Annotated in this window: 17 protein-coding genes and 1 pseudogene; 8 read left to right on the top strand and 10 right to left on the bottom strand. The window is 44.7% G+C overall.

Features of this window, described 5'->3' with window-relative positions; translation table 11 throughout:
- Window positions 1-34: 34 nt before the first annotated feature.
- A complete protein-coding gene (locus NC996_RS01140; RefSeq protein ID WP_190683419.1) occupies window positions 35-1,990 on the bottom strand; it encodes a sugar phosphate nucleotidyltransferase in 1,956 nt (651 codons plus the stop codon).
- 229 nt (window positions 1,991-2,219) lie between these two features.
- On the opposite strand from NC996_RS01140, the gene NC996_RS01135 reads away from it, so the two are divergent.
- On the top strand, window positions 2,220-3,140 hold the full coding sequence (locus tag NC996_RS01135; protein WP_190683413.1) for a 2OG-Fe(II) oxygenase: 921 nt from the start codon (window positions 2,220-2,222) through the stop codon (window positions 3,138-3,140).
- 225 nt (window positions 3,141-3,365) lie between these two features.
- Here the strand turns inward: NC996_RS01135 and NC996_RS01130 are convergent, their stop codons facing one another.
- Both NC996_RS01130 and NC996_RS01125 read right to left on the bottom strand, forming a co-directional pair.
- A complete protein-coding gene (locus tag NC996_RS01130; protein WP_190683410.1) occupies window positions 3,366-5,186 on the bottom strand; it encodes an HTTM domain-containing protein in 1,821 nt (606 codons plus the stop codon).
- Between the two features lie 197 nt (window positions 5,187-5,383).
- The gene (locus tag NC996_RS01125) at window positions 5,384-6,424 is read right to left on the bottom strand and encodes a PEP-CTERM sorting domain-containing protein (protein WP_190683408.1); all 1,041 of its coding nucleotides are present in this window, start codon (window positions 6,422-6,424) and stop codon (window positions 5,384-5,386) included.
- Between the two features lie 707 nt (window positions 6,425-7,131).
- On the opposite strand from NC996_RS01125, the gene NC996_RS01120 reads away from it, so the two are divergent.
- Window positions 7,132-7,299, top strand: coding sequence for a hypothetical protein (locus NC996_RS01120; protein ID WP_190683405.1), 168 nt, complete (start codon window positions 7,132-7,134; stop codon window positions 7,297-7,299).
- A gap of 137 nt (window positions 7,300-7,436) precedes the next feature.
- On the opposite strand, the gene NC996_RS01115 is transcribed toward NC996_RS01120, so the two are convergent.
- Together NC996_RS01115 and NC996_RS01110 are read right to left on the bottom strand one after the other, a co-directional pair.
- Window positions 7,437-8,915 carry an ankyrin repeat domain-containing protein gene (locus NC996_RS01115; protein ID WP_190683403.1) on the bottom strand — a complete coding sequence of 493 codons (1,479 nt, stop codon included), beginning with the start codon at window positions 8,913-8,915 and terminating at the stop codon, window positions 7,437-7,439.
- Window positions 8,916-8,987: 72 nt separating this feature from the next.
- A pseudogene (locus NC996_RS01110) lies at window positions 8,988-9,747 on the bottom strand (ZIP family zinc transporter).
- A 152-nt stretch (window positions 9,748-9,899) separates the two neighbouring features.
- Between NC996_RS01110 and NC996_RS01105 the strand changes: the two are divergent.
- The gene (locus NC996_RS01105) at window positions 9,900-10,370 is read left to right on the top strand and encodes a DUF4079 domain-containing protein (protein WP_190683400.1); all 471 of its coding nucleotides are present in this window, start codon (window positions 9,900-9,902) and stop codon (window positions 10,368-10,370) included.
- Between the two features lie 53 nt (window positions 10,371-10,423).
- Here the strand turns inward: NC996_RS01105 and NC996_RS01100 are convergent, their stop codons facing one another.
- On the bottom strand, window positions 10,424-11,047 hold the full coding sequence (locus NC996_RS01100; protein WP_347277780.1) for a DUF1997 domain-containing protein: 624 nt from the start codon (window positions 11,045-11,047) through the stop codon (window positions 10,424-10,426).
- 305 nt (window positions 11,048-11,352) lie between these two features.
- On the opposite strand from NC996_RS01100, the gene NC996_RS01095 reads away from it, so the two are divergent.
- Window positions 11,353-12,015 carry an NAD(P)H-binding protein gene (locus NC996_RS01095; RefSeq protein ID WP_190683394.1) on the top strand — a complete coding sequence of 221 codons (663 nt, stop codon included), beginning with the start codon at window positions 11,353-11,355 and terminating at the stop codon, window positions 12,013-12,015.
- Window positions 12,016-12,017: 2 nt separating this feature from the next.
- The gene (locus NC996_RS01090; RefSeq protein WP_242033190.1) at window positions 12,018-12,722 is read left to right on the top strand and encodes a glycoside hydrolase family protein; all 705 of its coding nucleotides are present in this window, start codon (window positions 12,018-12,020) and stop codon (window positions 12,720-12,722) included.
- 118 nt (window positions 12,723-12,840) lie between these two features.
- On the opposite strand, the gene NC996_RS01085 is transcribed toward NC996_RS01090, so the two are convergent.
- From NC996_RS01085 to menH, 3 genes are all read right to left on the bottom strand, one after another.
- Window positions 12,841-13,047: a hypothetical protein gene (locus NC996_RS01085; RefSeq protein WP_190413967.1), complete on the bottom strand. Its 207-nt coding sequence runs from the start codon at window positions 13,045-13,047 to the stop codon at window positions 12,841-12,843.
- A gap of 292 nt (window positions 13,048-13,339) precedes the next feature.
- Window positions 13,340-13,726, bottom strand: a complete 387-nt coding sequence (locus tag NC996_RS01080) for a VOC family protein (RefSeq protein WP_190413965.1) — start codon at window positions 13,724-13,726, stop codon at window positions 13,340-13,342.
- Window positions 13,727-14,040: 314 nt separating this feature from the next.
- Window positions 14,041-14,853 (bottom strand): 2-succinyl-6-hydroxy-2,4-cyclohexadiene-1-carboxylate synthase, encoded by an 813-nt coding sequence (gene menH, locus NC996_RS01075; protein ID WP_190525586.1) that lies wholly within the window; start codon window positions 14,851-14,853, stop codon window positions 14,041-14,043.
- A gap of 41 nt (window positions 14,854-14,894) precedes the next feature.
- On the opposite strand from menH, the gene NC996_RS01070 reads away from it, so the two are divergent.
- Window positions 14,895-15,074: a hypothetical protein gene (locus NC996_RS01070; RefSeq protein WP_190683392.1), complete on the top strand. Its 180-nt coding sequence runs from the start codon at window positions 14,895-14,897 to the stop codon at window positions 15,072-15,074.
- 1,146 nt (window positions 15,075-16,220) lie between these two features.
- Entirely contained in the window at window positions 16,221-16,463 is a 243-nt protein-coding gene (locus tag NC996_RS01065; RefSeq protein ID WP_190413959.1) for a hypothetical protein, read from the top strand.
- A gap of 85 nt (window positions 16,464-16,548) precedes the next feature.
- Here NC996_RS01065 and NC996_RS01060 read toward each other — a convergent pair whose 3' ends face one another.
- Window positions 16,549-16,914, bottom strand: a complete 366-nt coding sequence (locus NC996_RS01060) for a metal-sensitive transcriptional regulator (protein WP_190413957.1) — start codon at window positions 16,912-16,914, stop codon at window positions 16,549-16,551.
- Window positions 16,915-17,184: 270 nt separating this feature from the next.
- Between NC996_RS01060 and NC996_RS01055 the strand changes: the two genes are divergently transcribed.
- A complete protein-coding gene (locus NC996_RS01055) occupies window positions 17,185-18,408 on the top strand; it encodes an HhoA/HhoB/HtrA family serine endopeptidase (RefSeq protein WP_190413955.1) in 1,224 nt (407 codons plus the stop codon).
- Window positions 18,409-18,656 lie beyond the last annotated feature (248 nt).

The following is an 18,656-nucleotide window of genomic DNA, read 5'->3' as shown; positions in this document are numbered from 1 at the left end:
TCAGATGCTTTATCGCGATCGCTCACCCTTTTAACTACTTCCCTGCATTTCTAAAATCAATCATTGTCTGGCGATAGGGATCTGGCAATCCGGTGTCATAACACTTACCGTTGACAATATATCCGGTCATTCCCTCTTCCTGTTGCAATTGATCGAGACAGGATGTTAACTGAAATTCGCCTTTTTCGTCCCGGAAGTTGTTTTGAATATTATTTTCGAGAAATTCAAATATTTTCGGTGTGAGTACATATAAACCGAATATACATAAGAATTGATCTTCTGCCATTCCCTCTACACGAAGATGCTGGCGTGCATACTCAATTGTGGGCTTTTCTGCAAGTTGAGTTACTGAAAGGATTGAGCTTGAGTCCTGCCAAATGCCTGTAACACAGCCAGATTTATAAAGGCTTTCTGCTGGAAGCTTAGTCAAACTAACAACACTTTGATTAACTTTTTTGTAAACATCTAAAAGTTGACCTGCACATGATGTTTCAGTGTCCGATGAGTAAACATGATCGCCCAGCATCAGCAGAAATGGCTCATCTTTCACCCATTCTTTGGCACAGAATACAGCATAACCATAGCCTTCTGGTTTGTCTTGATTCAAAAATGTAATTTTGCTGCCTAAATCTTGTAGATACTGGCTATATTCCTGATTTTGCGGCGATAATTTCTTGAAAAGTTCGCCTGGAGGTGGAGCCTTAAAGAACTCCTCAAAAAGTGCGCGATCGCCTGGTTGCACTACAATCCCGATTTCTTCTATACCAGCGCTGATGGCTTCTTCCACAATTGCTAGAATTACCGGCTTGGCACGACCCTCTCGATCGATAATCGGGAAAAATTCCTTTTTCACCGCCTTGGTAGCTGGAAATAAACGAGTTCCGAAACCTCCGGCTGGAATTATAGCTTTGCGAACTTTGCGTGCATGAAGTGTTAGCTTTAAACCTTGCATTTGAGGAAAATCCCGTTCAATAATTTCAATGACTTTTTGCTGGCTTTCTTCGTCTTTAACGATAAATTGTGCTGTACCATCCCCTTGGGAACCAACACCTTTCCCTCCCCAAATGTAGGGCTGAATGGGTTCATAATGAAGGATTTTATGCAGGATGGGAGCTGTTAATTGCTCAGGACAGACGGGAATTAGATGCTTATCAAATTCGGTTTGTGCCTTTTTCATCAAGATACCAATTTGTTCAGCATCTCCTTTTTGCAAGGCGTCTACTGCTTCTTGAGTAATTTGAGAACTGATGAAGCCGAGATATTTTTGGACATTCTCTTGGGATTCGTTACAGGCGAAAGGATAACACTGATTCAAGTTACTGAGTATTTCTTGGGTATTTTTCCCAGCACCGAGATCGACAATTACAAAGAACAGGTTTTTGGGTACTTTTAGTTCAATAATATCCAAGCGTGAAGCGAAGCTATCGCCGCTAGGCGAATCGCCATCAAAAACCATCAGGATCGGGCGATCGCCATAAGCACACGCTTGATCCATTCGTCCGCAGCGAGAAGGCGTGGTAATCTCCCCCTGATAAGCCAACTCCATTTCGTCTCGGAGGGTCATCTTTAAGTCATACACGCGATTGAAAGCACGAGCTACGAGGACGCACAACGCCGCACTGGAGGACAGACCTTTCTTAACTGGCAAATCTGTCAGATAATTGTCGATTTCCAGTCCGTTCACTCGGTAACGAGCCACAAACTGGTAGGTAACGCCAGCGACATAACTAAAGAAATCACCTTTTTCAGCTTCGGCAAGCAAAACCTCGGCGTCCATCGGCAGAGTCAGCGTTTTCCGGGTGCCGTCACTCAGGGAAGCGTGAAAAATCAGATGAGTGGGATGAGGCTTAACCTCGGCATAAAGCCCCTGATTAGTCCCGACGATCAGCGTATAGCCTTTTTCTAAATTCGGATTGATGCGGCGATAGTCTCCCGCCCAATCGCTGTGTTCGCCAAACAGACACAGGCGACCTGGAACAAAAATTTTCATAAATTTCATGCTGCTATCTTCGCACCCTCTAGTAATAAACTACTCTGGGTGGTGAGCAAGCGTTGAAGCGATCGCTCTTTTTGTCTAGCGCGATGATTCGGCTTTTTGCACCCCGTTGGGTATCGGTACCAGTCAATACATCGCACCGACTGGTTAAAATTGCTCTGAAGCTAGGGAGAAAGCCCAAAGATAGTTTCTTCAATTTTTCAACATCGAAGAGGAAACGTTTATGCAATCGGCTCCACAGCAGCCTAACGTCCAGGATGTAAAAGTTCAGCTTCTCCTAACGGGAGGACATGAGTACACCATTTATCTCAAGTCAGATTCACCCGTACTCCACAGTCTGCTGAAGACAATTTTGGCTCAATCCCAAAAACAGGAAGCGGTATTTTCTTGTTTGTTTCAGATTCCCATTAATGAGGGTCATGCGGCTCTGTCTTTTTCGAGCGATCGCTTGGTTGGTATCGTTACGGAACCACCCCTGTACGTGCAACAAAACTTGCCGCCAATAGAAGAGCCACCACCTCAATCCGTAGATTTTTTACCAAATATATTACCTTCTGAATATGTGCAAATTGATAACTTTTTAACGTTAGAAGAAAAAAACCGCTTACTTAATTATGTTTGGGAACAAGAGTCAAACTTCGTTTCTACTAGCACTTCAACAAACGAGGCTGACTATCGTCGCTCAATGGTTCTCTATTACTTCCCAGAATTTTCTGAATTGGTAGTCAATCGAATTAAAGCGATTCTCCCAAATGTCTTCAGAAAGCTAGGGATACCTTCTTTTAAAGTTTCCGATATTGAAAGTCAGTTAACTTCCCATAATGACGGGAATTATTTCAAAATTCATAACGATAATGGCAGCCCTGAAACTATCACTAGAGAATTAACTTATGTTTATTACTTTTATCGCGAGCCAAAACCCTTTTCTGGTGGAGAGTTACTGATTTACGACAGTAAGGTGGAAAACAATTTTTACGTACAATCAGACTCGTTTAAAACAGTTGAACCGAAAAACAACAGCATTGTGTTTTTCCTGAGCCGCTATTTACACGAAGTCTTGCCTGTGGTTTGTCCTTCTAAAGCTTTCGCAGACAGTCGATTCACCATTAATGGCTGGGTGCGTCGTCAAGTAAATAATGCGTAACGACTAAAGTCGCAGCTACACGAACAAAGACCGCCTTCGCGGTCTAATATCAAGTCCGGTTAATTGACCATTTAAAGAATTAGCCTGTCTCCGTCAGGCTACGTTTTTGTAGCTGCATCCTCCAGGGTCTAGGTAAATTCTGGTAAACGTAGAATACTCCCAGTGTATACGCGACGAAAAAACGCATACTATAAGACTGATGTGCATTTGGAAATGCACATCAGCTTAGTTATCTTCTGGGGATGGATTAAAGCAGGAATGCTTCCAAATGCGAACCTTTTTTACCGTTGGGGTTTGATAATTTGGCAGGGTGTTTTCACGCATAAAGTAAATAGAAAAGGTATCAAGCTGCTGTGACCCTTGGTGTTGAGTATTCCAGTTGCGGCAAAGATATCGCCCATAGTAAAGACGATATTTGGAATTGTCCTTGCTCCAAATATTCATCATGTATTTGCGCCAACGCTCGTTTGGATAAGTCGCAGACACAAGACGTGGTTTTTCCCAGCTTACAGGTGTGCCATTTTTAAAAACATCTATTTCAGTGCCGTCTTTAAGCTGACCTGGAATGACATACCAGCCATCATCTTTAAGTGGATAGGGAGCAAACATACTCCATTTTTGGTCTAATCTCAACACAAGCGTCACCCAATTAACCACGCTTGGCAGCTTAAAGATAGAGGGAGCAATCGTCCTGAGATTCCACAAAGAGACGCAAAGCAATAAGAGGAAGGCGATAAGATCTGTTAACAACGAAGAACGCACTTCCAGGGGGCGAAACTTTAAAGGAGCCGTGACTTTAGAGGCGGCGCGGCGATTGTTGGCAATGATTTCGTAGGCTTTTGTACCCACAGACAAGACAGGACGCCATTCCAACAAGGGAGTCAGAGGTCGAAGTAAGGGTGATAGGTGACAGACGTAGGCGATCGCTTTAAATTTGAAATGTTTGTATCCTTCCCAATCGACCACTACCCAGGAATTGTGCGTTTTCATGTCCGCGAAAATTTCCGGGTCATCCTGAGCTAAAAGCAGTGGCGTTCCTGGCAATACTAAGAAGGTGCGGAGCAGGTATACCGTCTTTTTACAGAAACCACACTCTCCGTCATAGTAGATTTTTAGTCCCTGACGTTGCGGAGTTTGCAGGCGCTGGGAGATCCCATTCCAAAACTCGCTAGGGATGAAAACCAGCCAAGCGATCGCGCTAATAAACGGAAAAAGACCCAGCGTTAGTCCTAGTCCAAAACCGAGATGTAACAGGATAAATGTCACCACCGCACACAAGCGGAAAAAGCTGGTACGGATGGGGATGAACAGTAAAAATGGCCCTAATAACTCAATCCCCAGCGTGGTGTAGGTTAAAAAGACGAGCAGTGGCGGCGGAAATCCTAAGAAAAATTGACCGATGGGGGTCGCAAACTGATCGATGCTCAAGGCATAATAAACGGCGCTGCCTTCTTTCCACCAGATAGGATCGGACTTCAGCGCCCATGTAAACCAGTAGACAAAGCAGATTTGTAGTGTCAAGGCGACCGTTGCACCGGACAAAATACGCTCTGGCAAAGCTTTTGAGGATGAATTGAGGGCGCTATCCACTGAATAACACGCCCCTAACGGCAAAAACATTGCCCAAAATAGCAACAAGCGAAATTCGATGTCTCCCGCACTGAGTACCATCGGGTTTCGACTATGAAGGGAAACCAAGAGTGCCCAGGATACGATAGTGACAAATCTTGTCTGATAACCGATTAACAGTGCAAAGGCAATAAATCCAGCAAATAAGAATAGAAAACTTTGAAATAAGGCTTGTCCGCTGAATAAATGTACTGACCAAAACCAAGAATTTAAAAATTGTTCAATTAGTGGGGCGCGGGGAAGGATGCCAAAATCAGTGTAATGAGCTTTGAGATCGTTAGAACGATTAATCAGATCGGTAACGACGAGCAACGCTAGACCGATGCGAAACAGAGCGAGCGATCGCAAGTCCAACCCAAACAGTTCCTCTAGCTTCCTCTCAAAGCCACTTTTAAATTTTTTCTCCTTGGAGAACATAGAACGTTAGCCCCTTAATTGACAATTCGGTTATAACTAAAATCTCTATAAAAGTCGCCAAAATCGGCATTTATTATCCAAATTACAGTGCCACCGATACAGAAGCACCTTGTTAGCAAAAATTAGGGTTGGAAGTTCAACTAAACTTCCAACCCCCATCGCTTACCGAAACAATGACTATTTAATCAATGAGTGGTTTAGTTAGATTTCCGACGGCGCACTACTCTCAGTCCTCCAACCATTAAGGCTAGAGCTGCCACAGTGCCTGGTTCTGGTACCTTTGTTGAACCGCCGTTGTCGCCGCCGTTGTCACCGCCATTATTGCCGCCGTTGTCACCACCGCCGTTGTCACCGCCGTTGTCGCCGCCGTTGTCACCGCCGTTGTCGCCGCCGTTGTCACCGCCGTTGTCGCCGCCGTTGTCGCCACCGTTGTCGCCGCCGTTATCACCGCCGTTGTCGCCGCCGTTATCACCGCCGTTGTCGCCGCCGTTGTCACCGCCGTTGTCACCGCCGTTGTCACCGCCGTTATCACCGCCGTTGTCACCGCCGCCGTCGTCGCCGCCGCCGTCGCCGCCGCCATTGGTAACAGTACCACCTAGCAATTTGTCACTCCCAGCGCCAGCATTTACCTGCTGGAAGCGAGTTGCTATCTTTAAGTCTCCACTTTGGAATCCAGCAAAGAATTGAGCTTCAATAGTGGCGGCATCAAGGTTCATGCCACTCAGTAAAAAGCTAACCATCGTAAACTCTCCCGCAGTCAGACCTTGCTGGGGATTGCCACCGTTAAAGTTTCCTGCACCCTCGGAGCGAATTCCAACATCAAACGTACCGAACGGTGATAAAGTAGCAGAACCCTCTACTGGCTGAGAGGCTAAATCTTCATCGCCGAAAAGCTTGGTAAAGGGGCTTGACTTTGGATCGTAGGTGAATGAGGTGATGCTATCCAGTAGATCGAACCCCAAACCAACCAAAGTTGACTGAGTTGCTCCAGCGCCAAAAGAAGGTTTACCAGTCGTATTCAAGATATTTAAATTAAGCAGAACGCCGCCTGTATTATTATCCTGAGAAAAACTAAAATCTACCTTAGCTGATGCGCCAGTGGCAGGTTTATTAGAAGATGTACTTGTATTATCAAAAGATACGCTGAAGGCTTGTGCAGAGGTTGGCATCAAAAAAGAGGATGTAATAGCAATGCCAGCTGCTGCTAAAACGGAAGGTAAAAATGAAGTTACTTTCATTGATGAAATCTCCTTGGTTAAGACACAAGATTAAATTGGCGTTGGTAGATAAAGCTTTTTCTTTAGCTCTGCATACTTCACACTCAGCTAATGTACGCAATATATCAGTGGCTTCTCTAAGCCACAATAGATTTTCAGTGGTTTCTCGATATCTTTAAATAAAATGGCAGCGCTCTTTATCGCTACTTCATGATTCTACTGATGAGGATTTTACTTATTTTATTTACCTAGTTAAAACGAAGCTGTTTGTTAGTTTCTAATTTAAAGCAAAGTGTTTGTACTGAGGCTTTATAATAAATCTATATAAAAATAGATTATGTTTATATTTTCTTAAAATTAAATATCAGGGTTTATACGTAACTTATTGATAGCTTTAAATAGATAGGCATTTTTCTTTATCGTTCCTTTATAATTTATGAGGATTCCACGTAAATGATTGATGTTTTTTAAGAAGGCGATCGCTGTTTTTCACTGCGAGATTTAAAGCGTTTTCATCGCTTACGCCATCCTCAAACAGATAGAACACCGCAGACTCGTTTGAGTTCCCACTCGTGTTGTTTATTTAAGCCCAGATGATTCTTGTGTAGCCAGTTCTGGCTACTTACAATCGGTTGCCGAGGCAGTTTCTAATACGGTTCACGAAGAAGCTAAAAATTCAAAGCAAAGGTAGGTAGAATTAAGGAGCGAAGCCTAACAAATGCTTCTGTGTGTTGGGTTTCGTTCCTCAACCCAAACTACAACTACACGAAGATCGCGCGATCGCTCACAGCGATCCGGGCGCTAAAACGATCCCTCAGCCTGCTACAGGGAGTGCCGTCTTGATTCACCGGCATTGCAGCAGCCGTTGTGGAAAAGTAGCATTCCACACTAATTGATGTGCTATTTACCGCTTAATATTGATTTGCAGAGATTTCTACAACAAATGCTGTAAGAGTGCTGGGCACGCGATCGCGTGTCGCCGCCTTGCACTCTACTTCCTTACTCCTTGGCACCCTTTACAGGCTTTTAAGCATTAATCTACAGCCCCAGATGCTTTGAGCGATCGCGCGATCTCCCGGTTTCGATTCATTTGGGCGATCGCCAAAGCCGTGTAGCCACCCCGGTTTTTCAAATTCACATCCGCACCAGCTTTCAGCAATACCTGCACGGCATTCGCATGACCCCGCTGAACCGCCCACATTAAAGCAGTCGCACCAGCATCATCCTGAAGATTGATATCCGCTCCCGACGAGAGTAGCCCTTGCATCACCCCCGCGTGCCCCTGCTCAGCTGCCTTGATTAGCGCACATTTCCCGTCATTGGTTCGTGTATTGGGCTTAGACCCGCCCTCCAGCAGCACTTTCACCGTGTCAGCGTGCCCCTGCAATGCTGCCACAGTTAACGCCGTCTCACCCAGATTCCCCGCGTTAGAATTCGCGCCCTTTCTTAACAGAGCTTCCACAATCGCCGCCTGACCATGCAATGCTGCCACCATCAAAGCGGTATCGCCCAACTTATTTCGCGACTGGACATCTGCTCCTCGGTTGAGGAGAATTTCCACAACATCAGCATGACCTTCGACAACGGCAAAGTTTAAAGCCGTCTCATCATCTTTATCTTTGGCATTGATATCCGCGCCGCGATCGAGTAGCGCCGTCACAATATCCGTGTTAGCGATCGCTGCCGCAGCCATCAGCGCCGTTGAGCCATCCGAGTTTTGAGCATTCACATCAGCACCGCCCTCTAGCAATGCTCTCACCACATCCGTATGAACTCGATCGATTGCGAGAGTTAAAGGGGTTTCACCTTCTTTGTCTTTCGCATTCACATCAGCGCCATTCGCTAACAACCGCTGAATCACTTCTAAACGACCAAACTCAGCAGCTTGTATCAGGGGGCTTCTGCCGTCCTTGGTTTCGGCATTTGCATCTGCCCCTCGCTCTAACAAAACCTGCACCGTCTCAGCGTGTCCGAGTCCAGCAGCGAGAAATAAGGGAGAGACACCATCATTCTCTCTCCTTCCATTCACCTCAGCACCGGCATCTAACAAAGCTTGCACCACGCTAGCTTTGCCCTCCTGCGCTGCCAACATCAAAGCCGTATCCTCAACGTTGTCTTTGACATTAACTTGGGCACCCGCATCCAGCAAGATTTGCACCACCTCAACATGACCTTTCAGGGCCGCCACCATCAGCGCTGTGCTGCCATCCTCGTTGGCGGCATTCACATCAGCTCCTTTGGCAGCTAACATTTTAACCACGTCAATCTGATTCGCTGCCGCCGCTATCATCAAAGCCGTCAGGCGATATCGTTGTCTAAGTTGGTTGACGTTTGCACCAGCGTCCAGTAGAAGTCTAACAATTTCGGTGTAGCCGTTCTGGGCGGCAAACATCAAAGCAGTGGTGCCCTCCCGATCTGTCGCACTGACATCAGCGCCAGCGGTGATTAGCGCTTTTACCCGCTGAATTTCTCCCCGCTTCGCCGCCCTAATTAAGTCTTGATTTGCACTCACCGCTGTTGCCCGATCCCCTCCGCAGCATTGCCAACTTCACCTCAAATTATACTTTTGAGAGGAGGGTGTCGCTTAACCCCCAAGCTTGGAGAGGACAAAGGCAACGAGGAAGCCAACAACGGTGATTAGTCCAGCAAAATCATGGGCTTGCTCGAAAGCTTCTGGAATCATGGTGTCTGATATCATTGCCAGAATTGCGCCGGCTGCCACGGCGGTCGTTGCGGCGATAATTTCTTCAGAGAAGTGACTGAAGATGAGATCGCCCAAAAGCGCTGCGATACCAGAAAGAATCGCGATCGCTGCCCACACGCCAAAGATATAGCAAGCTGAACGACCTGCTTTCTTCATACCAGCGGCGCTGGAGAGTCCTTCGGGAAGATTTGAGAGGAAAACGGCTGCTACCGTCACCCAGCTAACAACTCCTCCTTGAATCATGCTGACCCCGATCGCAATTGATTCCGGAATGCCATCAAGCAGGGCACCGATAGCGATCGCTAAACCGCTCCCACTCGCCTCCTATAAGAGATTTTTGTTGGTTGCCAGAGCGCTTGCGATGCTTGGCACCCTGATAATTCAGATACCAGTTTGCTCCTGTGTAGACAACAGCACCGCTGAAGAAACCAATTGCTGTTGAATCGAAGCCACCCCGCTGATAAGCCTCATCCATTAGCTCAAAAGATAGCGTCGAAATTAGCACCCCGGCACCAAAAGCCATCACGGCTGCGATCGCTCGTGGGGAAATTCGCACAAAATATCCCAACCCGGCTCCGAATAGCAACGCCGATCCACCCACCAATCCCCAGAAACCTGCCTGTAACCAGACTGGCAACATCATCTGCCCTCCTTCAGAAATTCCTGCCCTGCAATGTTTAGCAGATTTTCTACTACTCAATCATCTGAGGTTATGGCGCGGTAATGACGACTACCCAAAGGTAGACAGCCATTATGATAAGTTTTATAAAGTTCCTTAATGAGCCGAATCTTATGAGCTTGGAAATCCCCGTATCGATTAAACCCTGGCTTAATTTTATTCACCCCGCCTTGATGTGGGTGCTACTGGGCACATCCCTCTATGCCCTATATCTGGGGATTCTAGTTCGACGCACTCGCAGTGCTGAAGGGGACGCCAAAAAAGAGCTAATCAAAGGCAGGTTTAACGTCCGGCATTACCAAGTTGGTTCATTGCTGTTGGCGTTGATGGTGATAGGCACGCTTATCGGCATGGGCGTTACCTATATCAATAATGGAAAACTCTTTTTCGGGCCTCACCTGCTGGCAGGTTTAGGCATGACCGGGATGATAGCAGTTTCTGCTGCACTCTCTCCCTATATGCAAAAAGGTCACAATTGGGCGCGTTACAGTCACATTTTTTTAAATGTTGTGCTTTTGGGGCTGTTTGGCTGGCAAGCTGTCAGCGGTGTGGAAATTTTGCAGAGAATCATCAGCAAGATGTAGCCTTTGGGAGGATGCTAATGGCTAATTGCTATTAGCCATTAGCCATTAGGGATTTAGCCATTAGCCCTTTTCTTGGCTTTTTTAGGCACGGGCAAGCCCAGACTGGTATGAAAGTCTTCCTGGACTTTGGGGGTGAGAGACTTAGAAACTTGTCGCACAATTTGAGCCAAGAGGCGATCGCCCGTATTTTGAATCACAGACTTAGGCAACTTGTGAATAAACTTGGGAAACTGAATGTAAACGGACAAGTCCAGATGCCACTCAACATAGGTGATCGCAGATACCTGATGTGGGGCGAATCTATCTGCTGGTACTTCCACTAATGTCATCGCCGACTCATAGTCAACGTCATAGCCTGGAGTCACGTAATTCGGAACGGGTACTGTCCGAACTCGATAAACACCTTGATCCCGTGGCAACAGTTCTAAGCCAATTTTTGGCTCTACCTCATAACCAAACGCACCAAAACGCCCGATTACTAAAGCATAACCATTCTCTCCCAGGGGTTCTACTTGCATGGGGTGAGCGCAGCGGCAGAACCAACCGTGGTGAGTATCTAGATACTTAGCAACCGTTTCGGCATCGGCATACATCTCCATGCAGCTCTCAAAGTGAGTATGAAATCGAGTCGTTTCATTCGTACTCGCGGTTTCTATAGCTGCATTGTCGGCATCCATGAGACTGGATACTGGATTCAACATTCCTGAGTTAACCTCAAACGGTACCTCAAACGGTTGACGATCGTAGAATTGCGACTGCATCACCTGCTCTCCTGCGCTGGTTGCCGTTTTTCTATATACAGGATGCCCACAATGGGCTGAATTGTTTCCATAGATTCTAATTCTTCAACAAAAGACGACAACGCCTTTGAGTTTCTACAATTAAAAAGTTAGAGTTTACTGCCAACCAAAAAAAATTCTCTGTCCACTCAGCATAGCTTGCGATTCTAAAGACTGGACACGGGTAATTTACGGAGAAATTAATGAAAGCATTTGTAGCAGGGGCAACGGGGGAGACAGGTCGTCGGATTGTACAAGAGCTAGTGCAGCGGAATATACCTGTTCGAGCGTTGGTTCGAGACATCGAAAAAGCTAGACAGATTCTACCAGATGCCGCTGAATTGGTAGTTGGCGATGTTTTACAGCCAGAAAGCCTCTCTTCTGCCCTAGGTGATAGTACGGTTCTACTGTGCGCCACAGGTGCTAGCCCCGGCTTTGACCCGACTGGACCCTACAAGGTGGACTACGAAGGCACTAAAAATCTAGTGGATGCCGCCAAGGTAAAGGGAATCGAGCATTTTGTGCTGGTTTCTTCAATTGGAGCTTCTCAATTTTTGCATCCGCTGAATCTGTTTTGGCTGATTCTGGTGTGGAAGAAGCAAGCAGAGGAATATATTCAGAAAAGCGGGTTGACCTACACAATTGTGCGACCGGGAGGTCTTAAAAACGAAGAGAACTCAGAGCCAATCGCTATGTACAAGGCTGACACTCTGTCTTTAAGTGGCAGCATTCCCCGTACTAAGGTCGCGAAAGTGTGTGTCGAAGCGCTATTTCAACCATCGGCTCGCAATAAAATTGTTGAAATCATTACCAAGGCAGAGGCTCCTGAAAAAAGCTGGGAGCAGATGTTTGCCAGTGTGGCCTAATTATGTTCTCAGCCATCGGGCGTTTTCTCGCCGGGATGTTTTCAGCGATCGGGAGTTTTCTCATCGGGATGCTGAGCATGACGGCGGTGCTGTGCTTGTTGCTTTATCTTAAAGACTGGGAGCAGCTGCGCGATCGCGGCTTCTCCTACGGAAACTCGTCGGTGGCTCCACTGAACGGAAACGGTACCGCTCCCTTGGCAATGCAAGGGGGCGATCCTTATATCCGTGCCTTGATGCGGACAATTTCTGCTAGTGAAGCAAATGTTGCCCAGCCTTATCGGGTCATCTATGGCGGTCAGTATGTCCAAGACCTCAGCCAGCATCCCCAGATGTGCATCCCGATTGGTGTTGGCCCTAATACGGGAAAATGTTCTACTGCTGCTGGTCGCTATCAGATGCTCAACACGACGTGGCTTGAGAAGGCTCAGCGCTATCACCCGCAGCCTTCAGAATTTATGTTTTGGCACTCTTATAGCTTTGAGCCACAATTTCAGGACGCTGTAGTTTATGCGTGGCTGAGTGACCGGAAAGCCTGGAAAGTAGACATTTCCAAGTTGCTGCGCCAAGGGAAACTAAAAAAGGTGTTGCGGCTGCTATCTGGCACTTGGACAAGTCTGGGCTATGGGATAGAAACCAACTCTATGAGTGGGAAGTTGCCAGAAATTTATGAGCAAATGCTAAAAGAAGAGCTACAAACTTTTGGATAAAAAACCGACGCGAGTGCGGGCTTCCAAATTTAATCTAGTTCAGTGAACTTTAGTATCCATCACACTCTTCAGCTTGCCCTAAGATATCTTTCCCCTCATTGTTTGTAACGTAGACTTCCTAGAAATTCATCCGAATCAGCAACGTTTTGCGGTTAGAAGAGGCAACACCTCCTTCTGGAGCTGACGTGTTGAAAAAAATCGGCATAGCCATTACCACCAGCCCAATTAGAAAAATATGAGCGATTAAGTCAAAGGTTGTGAAACCTTTGCTTGTACTTTTTTTGAAACCGGGTAGTAAGCACAAAGCTGGGCGGTGGAGATTCATGGCGGACTCCAAAGGAGGTGAGGTCGAACAATCTATTACTATAGATAGTTGAATTAATAGACTGTTCCCACCGTTTTTTTAAGGGACTTTTGATGAAAGCGATCGCCTTTCTCCGTAGAAACCCTTGCTTTTGCTCCTTTTTTTCCGGACGTTGTTAAGTTTTTAAGAAAAAAACTTAACAACGTTTGCCAAAACAGTGATAATTTTCTTAAACTTAAAAGCTCCTTGAGAGCTTGATGTCAGAGAAAAACCAAGTATTGATTAGCCAACATAAGTTTAAGCGCCTGTAAAGCTATTTTTCATAGATTTCTAAAGGTAATCCGTCTGGATCGCTAAAGAATGTAAACCGCTTGCCAGTCATCTCATCAAGTCTAATATCTTCTACCTGCACTCCTTGGTTTTTTAAATAGTAAACAGCTTCATCTATATTTTTGACAGCAAACGCTAAATGCCTCAATCCGCAAGCTTCAGGGTGACTTAATCTTTGAGGAGGATTAGGAAATGAAAAAAGCTCAATTTGATCGCCGCGACCAACTCTCAAATCTAATTTGTAAGAATTTCTTTCTTCTCTAAAGGTTTCTTGGATAATTGAGAATCCTAAAACCTCTACATAAAACTTTTTAGATTTTTCATAGTTAGAGCAAATAATCGCGGCATGATGAATTCCTATTGTTTCCATAAAATGAAATTCCGCACAACGGCAACCAATAAACTACATTTCTGATAATACTTTACTTCGGAAAAGGCAAATTAATAATTTAAACTAATTGAAGCTGCAAATTACCGTATTTTTTATAATATAAAATTGGTTTAAATAGCTATCATTTAGAATCTCGCCCCCGCCTCCTACCTAAAAGCGGAGGCGGGGTATTTATCATTTTGTTTGTAACATATAAATTTCTTAGCTTTCCTTTTTAAGCCCGATTGAGCGAGCGTTAAGGCAGCGCCTCAAAACCCAAATGGTATTTAGGGTAAGCATTACCTTAACAAATATTATTGAATTGATACAGGTTTAGCTAAAAACTGGCTAACTTTGTCAAAAAATACTCTTGGATTTTCTACATGAATATTATGCCCACAATTACTAATTAAATTAACCTTAGCTGCTTTACACAGTTTCGCCATTTCTGAGTTAATGATTCTAAACTTGTTATCATATTCACCCACTAGCAAAAGCATAGGGTTTTGGTTTTGTTTGAGCGCTTTCCATAAAGAAGGTTGGCATCCAGTACTCAAATTACTTAGGGACTTAGCCAATTCAAAGGGATTATTTTGTAGCCGAAACTCTATTATCTGCTCAAATTTCGGATGTTTTTTGAGAGAAACAAAAAGCGGCTGATGATACCAATTTGTTAAAAATTCTGAAAAATCAATCGTTACTAATTCCTGCGATAATTCTAGATCCCGCTGGAGTCGCTTCCATCGTTCCTCTTCGGTCTTCAACCCAGGAGATGCCGATTCCAAGACAACTTTAGGAAAACGTTCGGGGAAATGAAGGGTCAAATATAAAGCCAATCGTCCACCCATCGAATAGCCAACCAAAAAACATTTTTCAATGCTTAACTGTTCTAGCAGGTTGAGCAAAGCCTGGGCAGTATTTGCCATTTCATAGCACTCGTCTCCACCCATAACCTTAGTTTGTCCATGACCTGGAAGGTCAACAGCAAGACAACAAAATTGGTCAGACAAAAATGAGATAACTTGATTAAATTCGTTGCAGTCACCCATAAAGCCATGTAAAAACAGGATTATTGGTTTATCTGCGCTACCGCTCAAAGAATAGTGAAATTGATAATCAAACGTCATCCTCTACAACTGTTTGCTCAAATCTGATTTGCTTAATCGTAATGCACGTCAGGATAGCGATCGCATCCTCTGTCACCAACACTACCAGTTGCGATCGCTATCCTGACTGGAGCTGCAAGCAATGCAGTAGAATTTATGCTGCTCTATTCGTTGGCAATTCCGACTCCGGAATTAGGAAGGTTTTGCTATCCCTGTGTACAGAGGCAATCGAACCAGGTTAACCGTGCGATCGCTTCCTCCAACTTCCCCAACATAGTGCCATCACTAAAAACATTAATATATTTTATTACTTCTTACTTAAACATTAAATTTTCTTATTGTTTTTATTGGTAATTATGCTACGTTTCTAAAGTAAATATTAGGCTAATAAAAGTCAATACTATGACAAAAAATACTAACTATTCCTATCTCAGTGAATTCACATAATCAAGATATTTTGGTACATATTTAAATGTTATTGTTTTATTCACTGATTATTGTTATTTTTAAGGTTGATTTTTTGCTAGATTTTTTAAGCAAAAAACAAAGTAATTATTCTATTTTTTAATTTTATCAAAATATATTCATATAAAAATATATTTTATTTTTAGTCGTTACTAATACCAATCGTTGGTTCTATTAATTTAAACAAATTAGAAAAGCAGTCTATGTTAACTAATGCCGATAGTTTATAATCATGCTTAATTCATTTTAAATCGATCCCCGTAGACTCGACAACCTGTAAAAGCTGATTTAAGCACAGTTTTATACAATATTGTGATAAATAAAGGTTTACGTTTAAAGCCAATTGCCAATCTATCGCATAGCTAAACATTTTCCATGTGTAAGCAACTTAGGAGGTGAATCAAAACGCAGACAATGTTTAGAATTGTATGGCTTTTATTATCAAAAAAATTCAAACTCGCTTTTTTACATTTAGTAAAATAAACAATAAAAATATATTATCTAAAGGCTCTTCATTAAAATAGCTTTAACAAAATTAAAAGTCGTAAAAATGTGAAGATTGTACTTCTATATGTGATAAAAAATACCTCCAAAAACATTGAATTCTGAAAATTTGAGACATCAGCATTTACAAGCACTTGAGAGAAGAAAAATTGAAGGATCGCTAGTCCTTTTCCAAAGGGATGAGACAGCAGCTAGCTTCTTACTTGTGGTACTCTCACAAATAGTTGAGCTGAAAGAATTTGCGAACTTTTCATAGTAGTTGCCTTTGTGTCTTCGCGTCTCTTGAGCAAAAATCTCAAATCAGCTCTTCCCGACGTGTCGTAGATGTTCGCTTCTTCATTTCAGCCACAACTGCCACCCCGTCATGATTGTCGCTGTGGTTTCAGATATCAATTTCATAAACTACCGAGGGAATAATCATGCCAAAGATAGAATTGACAATTAGGCAGGTAATTGACTTAGTTAAACAACTGCCACAGGAGGATAAATCCATACTCTTGGACACCCTCGCCTCGGAAAGAAAGATGAATGGCACAGATAGGTTAACAGAGAAAGAGCAGCAGATGCGCGTCTTGAGTGCTGAACGGGGGCTGGATTGGGACAGCTTGAGTGAAGACGACCAAGAGGTGCTTGTTGATAAGTTGCTGCATAAGCATAAGTAAATCCCTAGCTATATCGTTGTCTTCGATACCAATGTTTTTTTCTGGCTTCCACGCAAAGGGAAGCCAGTTTTGTAATCTAACTAAACTAAGGCAAAAATCGATCCAAAGCTTCTTTTAGCTTTTCAATTTCAACTTCAATATTGCCTTCTTCAGCTGCGCGGGCAATACACTCAGTTAAATGTTCATCCAAAATTATCCGCGCCACCCGATCTAGGGCACCCCGCACAGCAGCAATCTGCACGAGAACTTTGGGGCAGGATTCGCTTTCCTGCACCATATTTTTGATGCCTCGGACGTGTCCTTCAATCCGAGACAAGCGATTAACAACCCGCCGCAGTGATTCTTCGCTGTGGACATGATGATGGGGAGACTCTTCATCCCCATGCTCGTGGGTATGTGAACGACCGTGGACGGGCAAGGTTTCGTCAGTTAGCGGATTCGATCCAATCATGGAGAGTCAATAAGGCAGCATTTGTATTCCACATCGTAGCCTATTTAAGTATCTGCTCTTCTAGAGATGAAAAATTGTACTACACTCCACTTCGTGCCCCTACGCTAATGTGTCGCCTCAAAGAATGCGTCTTTATGTTTATAGAAATTTGAGATGTAGGGAAAACCGCATCAGTGCTTGAGCCTAAGTTCAGTCGTTTCACCTGTAAAAATAACTATAGGGATATTTTTGTTACCAGATAGATCATCACAAAGCTAGAAAATTGATGCTATGCAATTTCCAAAGTTTTTTCGGTTTCTGCGTCAAGTCAGTACCTATGTAATTGCCACCTTTCTAGGAGGCATTTTGGCGTTTGGCGCTTATCGTGTCTTGCCGTCTCAGGCTGGCCCTGCTCCCAAAGAAGTTGCACTTACTCCAGGGGCATCAGAGCTGGTAGCGCAAAGCAGTATTTCTAGAATTCCCAATACTGCTGCAACTGGCAGTTTTGTCACCGCAGCGGTGAATCGGGTAGGAGCGGCAGTCGTCAGAATTGATACCGAGCGCACAGTCAACCGTAACATCGATCCGTTGTTTGACGACCCCTTCTTCCGGCGTTTTTTTGGTGAAGAGTTGCCCAGAGGGCCGATGCAAGAGCGCCTACGCGGTCAAGGCTCTGGTTTCATTATTGACAAGAGTGGGATTATTTTGACAAATTCCCATGTGGTCAATCAGGCGGATAAGGTGACTGTCACCCTTAAGGATGGACGCACAATAGAGGGGAAGGTACAAGGTGCCGATCCGGTAACGGATTTGGCGGTGGTCAAAATCGATGGAGGTAGCGACTTACCCGTGGCACCTCTTGGAGATTCTAACGAAGTGCAAGTGGGTGACTGGGCGATCGCAGTCGGCAATCCATTAGGATTGGATAACACCGTCACCTTGGGAATTATCAGTACCCTTAAACGCTCCAGTGCCGCTGTGGGGATTCCTGACAAGCGATTGGATTTCATTCAAACCGATGCAGCGATTAATCCAGGTAACTCCGGTGGACCACTCTTAAATCAACAGGGTGAAGTAATTGGCATCAACACGGCGATTCGTGCTGACGCAATGGGGATAGGCTTTGCAATTCCGATTAATCAAGCCAAAACAATTTCTGTTCAGCTGGCGCGTGGAGAAAGAGTCGCTCATCCCTATCTCGGCGTTCAAATGGCAACCCTAACGCCCCAAGTAGCGGCTGAAAACAACAGCGACCCCAATGCTCCCCTACAGGTGCCAGAAATCAACGGCGTCCTAGTCGTGCGAGTGTTGCCAAATACCCCAGCTGCCAAAAGTGGAATGCGCCGGGGGGATGTGATTTTGGAGATTGATGGGCAACCCGTGAAGACTGCCGCCGAGTTGCAGAGAATTGTCGAGAATAGCCGTGTCGGTCAGGTTATACAGATGAAGGTGCAGCGCGCCAACCAAGCGACATCCATTAGCGTCCGCGCTGGTGAATTGCAAGAACAGTCTTAATTAGTGCTGAGGGCTGAGAGGTGAGGACTGAGGGCTGAGGACTGAGTGCTTGAGACCTGAGGATTGAGTGAATTAAAAGTAAAAAGGAATAGAGAAGAGAATATTCTCTTCTCTATTCCTTTTCTAACGTCTGCAACTTTTTCTTAACTTTCTGAACCCCCTTTTTAAGGGGGAGAAATACAGAAAGTTGCACACCGCGTTTACTACTTTTTATCTCCTCTTTCTACTCTCTCTTCAGTTCTCGGTAC

The organism is Trichocoleus sp. ST-U2 (assembly GCF_039961875.1).
Lineage (GTDB): Bacteria > Cyanobacteriota > Cyanobacteriia > Cyanobacteriales > FACHB-T130 > FACHB-T130.
The sequence above is the reverse complement of the archived record's forward strand: the minus strand, read 5'-3'. Positions and strand labels throughout refer to the sequence as shown.